The organism is Saccharomonospora halophila 8 (assembly GCF_000383775.1).
In the GTDB taxonomy this organism is placed as follows: Bacteria; Actinomycetota; Actinomycetes; order Mycobacteriales; family Pseudonocardiaceae; genus Saccharomonospora; species Saccharomonospora halophila.
Genome location: NZ_KB912557.1, coordinates 93,098 through 93,430 on the forward strand (window position 1 = coordinate 93,098; position 333 = coordinate 93,430).

General features: G+C 70.0%; 1 protein-coding gene. It reads left to right on the forward strand.

The features are described 5' to 3' along the window. Positions 1–123: 123 nt before the first annotated feature. The gene (locus SACHA_RS21950) at positions 124–321 is read left to right on the forward strand and encodes a hypothetical protein (RefSeq protein WP_019810421.1); all 198 of its coding nucleotides are present in this window, start codon (positions 124–126) and stop codon (positions 319–321) included. Positions 322–333: the final 12 nt, after the last annotated feature.

The following is a 333-nucleotide window of genomic DNA, read 5'->3' on the forward strand; positions in this document are numbered from 1 at the left end:
ACACGGCGAGCATGGGCGGCGGTGGTGTGGGCGGTGTGCGGGCACCGGGACCGTCCTCGGTGGCCGGCACGGGTCAGAGCACGGACTGGTAGATCCGCGCGTACCGTTCGCCTCATCGACACGGTGCGCGACGGCGAGTTCGTCTACCTCATGCGGCACGGGGAACGCGTGGCCGCGTTGATGCCCGCCGACGTGGCGGAGAACTACGAACGCATCGAAGACGACTACTGGGCCCGCCGCGCCAACGACGCGCGCGCCGCGATCGAGGCGGGCGAGGAAGACACCATCTCCTGGCAGCGCTACCTCGCCGAGTCCGCGTGACCTACCAGATCG